The organism is Robertmurraya sp. DFI.2.37 (assembly GCF_029211245.1).
In the GTDB taxonomy this organism is placed as follows: domain Bacteria; phylum Bacillota; class Bacilli; order Bacillales; family Cytobacillaceae; genus Robertmurraya; species Robertmurraya methanolica_A.
In genome coordinates this window covers 1-592 of the sequence record NZ_JARGEJ010000169.1, presented here as the reverse complement: position 1 = coordinate 592, position 592 = coordinate 1, and the positions used below count along the sequence as shown (strand labels likewise).

General features: G+C 37.2%; 1 protein-coding gene. It reads left to right on the top strand.

All coding sequences use genetic code 11. The features are described 5' to 3' along the window. Positions 1-121: 121 nt before the first annotated feature. Positions 122-532 carry a transposase family protein gene (locus tag PZE06_RS25930; protein ID WP_483314087.1) on the top strand — a complete coding sequence of 137 codons (411 nt, stop codon included), beginning with the start codon at positions 122-124 and terminating at the stop codon, positions 530-532. Positions 533-592: the final 60 nt, after the last annotated feature.

Sequence of the window (592 nt, the reverse complement as noted above, 5' to 3'; positions counted from 1 at the left end):
AAAAGGTTCTATAATATTTGTTGGGTTATTACACAATTACTGTGCAAAAAAAAGAGCACGATATCACCCATTCATTTATACTTGAATTGTCGAGAAACAAGTATAGAGTGGGGATACGTGCATGATGAATACTAACATATTTTTACCTGGATTTGAAGAAGTGATCATTAATAAGACAGAAATAGTAGAGGGTAAGTATTGTTTCTATGTGGAGATTCCTGTAAAAGAACATTCCTGCGTGAATTGTGGGGCATTAACGTCTAAGGTACATGACTATCGAATTCAAAAAATTAAGCATTTAAAGCTTTTTGAGCGTCACACATGGATATTTTACAGAAAACGTCGTTTTGCCTGTAAATGTGGGAAAAGATTTGCGGAAGAGAATCCTGTTATTGAGCGGTATCAACGACTATCCATTGAGTTTAACCAAGCGATAAAGATTCGCAGTATCAAGGGGAAAACATTCAAGGAAACAGCCGAAGTTTATGGAACTTCGGCTTGTGCCGTTCCTGTCTTCCCAGCAGGTGAATAGTAAGCATCATGAAATTTTCCATACGCAGTTCCTTCAGGATGCTGAGTTACTTGACGAAAT